5 protein-coding genes are annotated in these 6,469 nt (G+C 44.9%); all 5 read right to left on the reverse strand.

What is annotated here, in order from left to right; genetic code table 11:
• Positions 1 to 63: 63 nt before the first annotated feature.
• The gene (locus ACED45_RS19035; protein WP_371714749.1) at positions 64 to 759 is read right to left on the reverse strand and encodes an aspartate/glutamate racemase family protein; all 696 of its coding nucleotides are present in this window, start codon (positions 757 to 759) and stop codon (positions 64 to 66) included.
• Between the two features lie 255 nt (positions 760 to 1,014).
• Complete coding sequence (locus ACED45_RS19040) at positions 1,015 to 2,283, reverse strand: RidA family protein (protein WP_371714750.1); 1,269 nt, start codon at positions 2,281 to 2,283, stop codon at positions 1,015 to 1,017.
• 175 nt (positions 2,284 to 2,458) lie between these two features.
• The gene (gene argF, locus ACED45_RS19045; protein ID WP_102530207.1) at positions 2,459 to 3,505 is read right to left on the reverse strand and encodes an ornithine carbamoyltransferase; all 1,047 of its coding nucleotides are present in this window, start codon (positions 3,503 to 3,505) and stop codon (positions 2,459 to 2,461) included.
• A gap of 187 nt (positions 3,506 to 3,692) precedes the next feature.
• Positions 3,693 to 4,784 (reverse strand): agmatine deiminase, encoded by a 1,092-nt coding sequence (aguA, locus tag ACED45_RS19050; protein ID WP_102530206.1) that lies wholly within the window; start codon positions 4,782 to 4,784, stop codon positions 3,693 to 3,695.
• 16 nt (positions 4,785 to 4,800) lie between these two features.
• The gene (locus ACED45_RS19055; protein WP_371714751.1) at positions 4,801 to 6,237 is read right to left on the reverse strand and encodes an APC family permease; all 1,437 of its coding nucleotides are present in this window, start codon (positions 6,235 to 6,237) and stop codon (positions 4,801 to 4,803) included.
• Positions 6,238 to 6,469 lie beyond the last annotated feature (232 nt).

A 6,469-nucleotide genomic window follows, 5' to 3' on the forward strand; every position in this document is an offset into this window, starting at 1 on the left:
TTTTATTTAAGTCTCTCGTATAGGAGCGAAAAAAAACGACTCCCTTAAACATCTCGAAGGTGATTAAACATCTATCGCCAAGCGCACCGCCGCTTCAGAGTGAATTGCTGTTGTATCAAACAGCGGTACATCCGTATGTTGCTGTTGAATCAGTAAGGCGATTTCAGTACAGCCTAGGATAACGGCTTCAGCGCCTTGCTGACTTAGTTTCTCGATGATTTGACGGTAGATAGCTCTAGACTCTTCTTTTACTTCGCCTCGACACAACTCATGATAGATAATGTTGTGCACTTTTTCTCTATCACCTTCATCTGGAATAACAACATCGATACCAAATTTATCGGTCAGGCGCCCTTTGTAGAAATCTTGCTCCATGGTGAACGCCGTACCTAACAGCCCTACTTTCTGCACGCCTTGCTCCGTCAGCTTTTGCGCGGTGGTATCGGCGATATGAAGAATAGGAACCGTGATCTTTTCTTCTATTTCAGGAACGACCTTATGCATGGTATTAGTACAGATCAGAATGAAGTCCGCCCCTCCTTTTTCAACAGATAGAGCCGCTTCCGATAAGATGTCTGCCGTCTCAGCCCAACGACCTTGATGCTGCAGCTTTTCTATCTCATCGAAATTCACACTGTACATACAAATCTTTGCTGAATTGAGCCCTCCGAGAGTGGCTTTAACGCCTTCATTTATAGATTTGTAGTAACTCATCGTCGACTCCCAACTCATGCCACCAAGCAATCCGATCGTTTTCATTTTTCTATTCCTTTAATTTCCGACTAACCCGATTAAACAGCCATGAGTTAACAAGTTATAGTACGATCTTGCTTAAAGCGAGGAGTCATAAGCAGTAAAACAAGGTGCTTCACACGTTGGTTGAATTCTAAAAATATGATCGAAAAATGTCGGAAAGAGAAGTGATCAGTGGAGGCTCAACGAGCATGTTTATGTATCCGTTGTCTGAGCTAAAAATAAGGGTTGGCACCTCTGTCAACCCTTATATCTTGCTTATCAGTTAGAACTTGGTGGAGTTCCCTCACCATTAGAAGCTATTGCATCAATTTGCACCAAGGCACCCATAGGAATATCAGACACACCGATAACCGTGCGCGCAGGCAATGGACCTTCAAAGTAATGCGTGCAAACGTCATTGAGTACATCTAGATCAGCCATATATATTAATTGGATATTAAGCTTCACGATGTCATCCATGACATGGCCAACGCTCTCAATCACTTCTTTAATATTATTGAGGCACTGCATCGCCTGCTCTTTGGCACCATGCGTCACAATCGCACCAATTTTAGGGTCAAGCGGCAGCTGTGCGGAGATATTGTTGTAGTGAGAGAAAGCCACGGTTTGTGTTGAGATCTCGCTGATTGGTGCAGCTTTAGTGTTGTTTGCCTTAATCACTATTCCATGACGATCTTCAACAGCTTGTGGTGGTGTGCCATCGCCATGTGACACGGTTGCATCCATTTGTACTAACGCTCCCATAGCTAAGCCTTCAACCACAGTTACTGAACGTGCTGGCATATAGCCCACAGATCTTGCAATCGCCGAGTCAGGGAAGAAAGTGGTGTACACTTCATTGATGGTAGCGAGGTCATCAAGGCTTCTCACATGGATGTTAACCTTTACGATGTCATCAAGTGGAACTTCAATACTTTCCAGTATCGATTTGATATTTTTTAGGCATTGAATCGCGTGCTCTTTTGCTCCACCCACAACGATATTGCCCGATTTAGGATCAATCGGCAGCTGAGCTGAAATATGATTATAGTGAGAAAAAGCGACCGTCTGAGTCGATAAAGAACTGGCTGGTGCGTTCTGGGTGTTTCTCGCGATTTTTACCAGCTCACAAGCATCTTGTGGGTAAGTACCTTCACCATTAGAGATCACCGCATCCATTTGCAAATGAGCACCTTCGAGCGGTAAATCAGCAACAGCAAGTGTCGTACACGTTGGTGTGTAAGACTGGAAAAACGATGCATAAACTTCATTCACAGTGTCAAGATCGGCAATGTTTTTCAAGTATACGTTCACTCTCACAACATCATGCATACAATGTCCAATGCTCTCCACTATCGCTTGAATATTCAATAGGCACTGCTTTGTTTGATCCACTAAAGATCCAAAGACTAAGCTGCCTGTTTTAGGATCAGTCGGTAATTGAGCAGACAGGTTATTGTAGTGTGAGAATGCCACCGATTGTGTTGAGAAAGGGCTCAATGGTGCATCTTCAGTGTTTCTTGAAACTTTAATAATATCGGCACTCATGTCGATACATCTCCTATTCGAGTATTGATGTCAGATAGAGCCAATTAGCTACATGTTTACCGACATTTCAAAATAAAAGGTACAAAAATAGCCGAACCAATAAATCGTGATGAATACTGGTTCAGCCTGATTCGAGCATCACAGTGGAGGCTCTTACGCCCCCACAAATAAACCCCTACAGAGTGCTTAAGAAGCTGCTGATTTTTTCTTCGTGATGCTTAACGGTTTCTGGTGTTGGGATAACCGCATCTTTATGTGTGAAGTACACTAAAATCGCCATCTGAGCAGTGAGTCGGTTTTCAGCTTCATCGAACGCCACTGAGTATTCACTTTCTAGTGCGCCGCGAGTCACTTCTTCTTTGTCATTCGCAGGTAGGCAATGCAGCAACATTGCGCCCGGACGAGCCTTAGCCATTAGCTCTTCGGTAATCACATAGTTAGGCATGAATGCCGCAAGACGCTCTTCCTTCTCATCCATTTGCGTCACCCAGTAGAAGCTATCGCCGTACACCACATCACAGTCACTGATACGCTCTACATCATCAGTAATTTCAATCGTGCCACCAGACTCTTCACAGAAGTTCAGTGCCATGTCGATCCACTCTTGCTCCATGTGGTATTTCTTAGGACCAATTTGCTTGAAGCCCATGCCGTACTTAGCACACGTCAACATCAGCGAACGACACACATCTGTCGCATCGCCCATGAATGCCAAGGTGAGATCTGACAATCTACGTCCATCGGTGATGTGCTCTCTGATCGTGTAGAGATCCGCTAGCATTTGAGTTGGGTGGAAACGCGTATCAAGACCGTTGATTACTGGCACTGTCGACATTTCAAGTAAGCCATCGAGTGTTTCAGGGCTATTAGTACGAGCCATGATGATGTCGCACATACGTGATAAAACACGAGACGTATCATCAATAGACTCTTTACCACCTAAGTGAATGTCTTTTGGAGACAAGAATAGTGCGTGACCACCCAATAATGTTGCCGCCACCTCGAAAGAAACACGTGTACGAGTGGAGCCCGCTTCAAAGATCATCCCTACTGATTTGCCTTTGAACAGAGGTGGAATTGCATTGTCTTTACGTGCCTGTTTCAGGTGAGTCATCAGCTCCATCATGTTGTCCATCTCTTCGACAGAGAAGTCTTTCATGGAAACCATGTGCTCTAGGTTTGCTTTGTTTAGTTCAGTTGCGCTAGAAGAAGGTAATTTCATAATAAGTTCCTATTTTTCATAATTTTGTGTGCGGTTCTTTTTCAGTCACTTTCATGGCGATTTGATTTCGAATACCTGGCATCACTTTCAAGAACCGCTACGTTTGGATTAAATATTGGTGTTAACGACTTTTTTAAGTCTTTGTTTTCTTTTGATTCTTATTTCTAAATTGGTTTTATTGTTCCAACTAAACTCTTGGCACTTGTTGTGTGATGCAATGGATATTGCCGCCACCTAACAAAATTTCTCGCGCTGGGACGCCGTTCACTTCGTAGCCTGGATAAATATCTTCTAAGATCCCAATAACATCGTTGTCGTAGCGTTTGTCCAATAACGGCAGCACGATTTGGTTGTTGGTAATCAGGTAATTGGCGTACGACGCCGCTAAACGCTCACCCGCCTCTCGCTCCATTCCGTCTGCGATATCGATACCCGCCGCTTCTTCCTCGGTCATGAATAGAGGGCCTGGCATTGGCAACTTGTGTACCTTTATCTGACGGCCTTTGGCATCGGTCTGACTGGTGATGTAGTCATAGGCTTCATTGCTGATCTCATATTGAGGATCGTTCTTGTCATCGCACCATGTGAGAACCACTTCACCCGGCTTCACAACGTGGAGAATATTGTCGACGTGACCATTGGTTTCATCGTTGTATAAGCCACGAGGTAGCCAAATCACTTTCTCAACATTGAGGTGTTCACAAAGCACTTCGGTCAGCTCTTCTTTGCTCATATCTGGGTTGCGGCTTTCGTGTAATAAGCACTCTTCTGTTGTGTAAAGCGTGCCTTCACCATCGACATGAATTGAGCCGCCTTCTAGTACGATTGGAGCGCGGTATCGAGAGTCACGGATGGTTTCACACATCTTTTGAGCAACTTGGTTGTCACGATTCCACGGTGAATACAAACCATCCACAAACCCGCCCCATGCATTGAACTCCCAATCCACACCTCGGCGTTCACCACTGTCATCAACAACATAAGTCGCCCCGATGTCGCGCATCCAAGAGTCATCCGTCGAGATTTCCAACACTCGAATATCCTCTGGTAAACGAGATACCGCGTTATCGTATTGCTCAGAGCTCGCTAGCATGGTGACCGGTGTTGTATGGCTTATCTTGGTTGCCACGTCTGCAAAGACCGCTTGCGCTGGTTTTGCACCATTGCGCCAGTTGTCGGTACGCTCTGGCCAAGCCATCCAAATTTCGCTGTGTGGCTCGTGTTCCCCTGGCATTCTGAAGCCATCATGTTTTGGAGTAGTCTCAATCAGTTTTTTCATCGTTATGTCCCCTAAATTATGCTTTAGCTTCTTTTTTATCTTGCGTATCAGCTGTGTCGTTATCGTCCGAGCCTTGCTGTTTCTTACGCTTTAGAGCGCCTAGTAGAATCCACTCACCAGCGAGGATAGTGGCAATCACGCCAATCAAAACAGGTCCTGTGTACCCCCAATCTGCAACGGTTAAATCAAGAGCCTCAGGGAAGATAAATAGAATCACGGCTTGAAGGATGACGAAGAAACAAACAATGGACATGACCCATTGAGCCGCCATACCACCCGGAACTTTGAATGGGCGTTCGCGTTTACCATCAACTACGCGAAGCTTTAGGTATGCCGGGAACATGAACAGGTAAGGAAGTAAGAAAATGCAGCTAGAGAAGGCAAATATCGACCAGAACAAATCATCATTGCCCTGAGCAAACAGCGCGTAAGACAGAATGACGACCGTTGATACTGTGCCAGTAATGTTGTTTGCACCAACCGGAGAACCTTTCTCTGAAACTTTAGCGACAGGGGCTGGAAGTTCACCTTCTTGAGCGGCTTCAGCAGCAGCTCGGCTGGCGCCCATTGTCCAACTCACCATGTTGCCGATAAGCGTTAACAAAGCGAAAGTACCGAAGATGTACACCATCGCTGTACCAACCACACCAGTACCGAAAAGTGTTCTAAATGTGTCGATAAGGCCAGACACCAAACCAATGCTTTCGACAGGTAGCGCCATCAAAATGCCTACCGTACCGAAGATGTATAAGAAAGCGGTGATACCGATAGAGAGGAAGACGGCCTTAGGCATATCACGAACGTCTTTCATTTCTTTAGTCATGGTCGCAACCAGTTCAAAACCCATTAGGTTGAACACAATCGCAGGTAAGAAAGAGACGGCAGAATCCAATGAAGGCATCATAGCTGGCAACGTAAATTCGTTAGCAACGCCGTTTTTCATTGCATAGATAAAGCCGCCCACACCCAATGTACTGATCACGACAATTTTTAATATTGCGCCAATATTGGTGACCCACACACCGATGTCGGCAGACACATTACAGATCCAAACCGTTAGCCAAGTCAGTAATATACAAATGGCGATTTGTCCCCATAAAGACAGATCTGGCATGAAGAGTTCGGCAAACATCCCTGCAAACATGATGTATACCGCAGGCATCCATAAACCAACGTTAATCCAGTAAAACCACGTTGTTCTCACTGCCCATTTAAAATTGAAGGCTTGTTTTACCCAATCGTAAATCCCACCTTCACCTGGGTAGGTGGTACTCAGTTCGGAAGTAATTAAGCCATATGGAATGACAAAGAAGACCAGCATTAACACCCACCAGCCAATGGCACTGACACCAATACTAGCTGACGCGGTTAATGTGTCGACCACCAAAACTGCACACAGTGTAAAGAGTGCAATTCCCGTAACCCCCATTTTTCCTTGCGTTTCGTTACTCATCTCTTAGCTCCTTAATCTCTAATTCGGGATTAATTAAACGGCAAAGCGATGAAGTGAACTGGGATGAGAATTGAATATCGGTTTTACACAAACGAGTTCGGGGAAAAAACAAAATAAACCCAACAAATATTAGATTTATAATGCTAAAAGTCGGAATACTTGATTTTGGTCAATAACCGGCTTTGTTTCCTAAATCAGGGAACTAATGCTTAAAGCTACGATCAGATCATCT

This window comes from Vibrio crassostreae (assembly GCF_041439375.1).
In the GTDB taxonomy this organism is placed as follows: Bacteria; Pseudomonadota; Gammaproteobacteria; order Enterobacterales; family Vibrionaceae; genus Vibrio; species Vibrio crassostreae_D.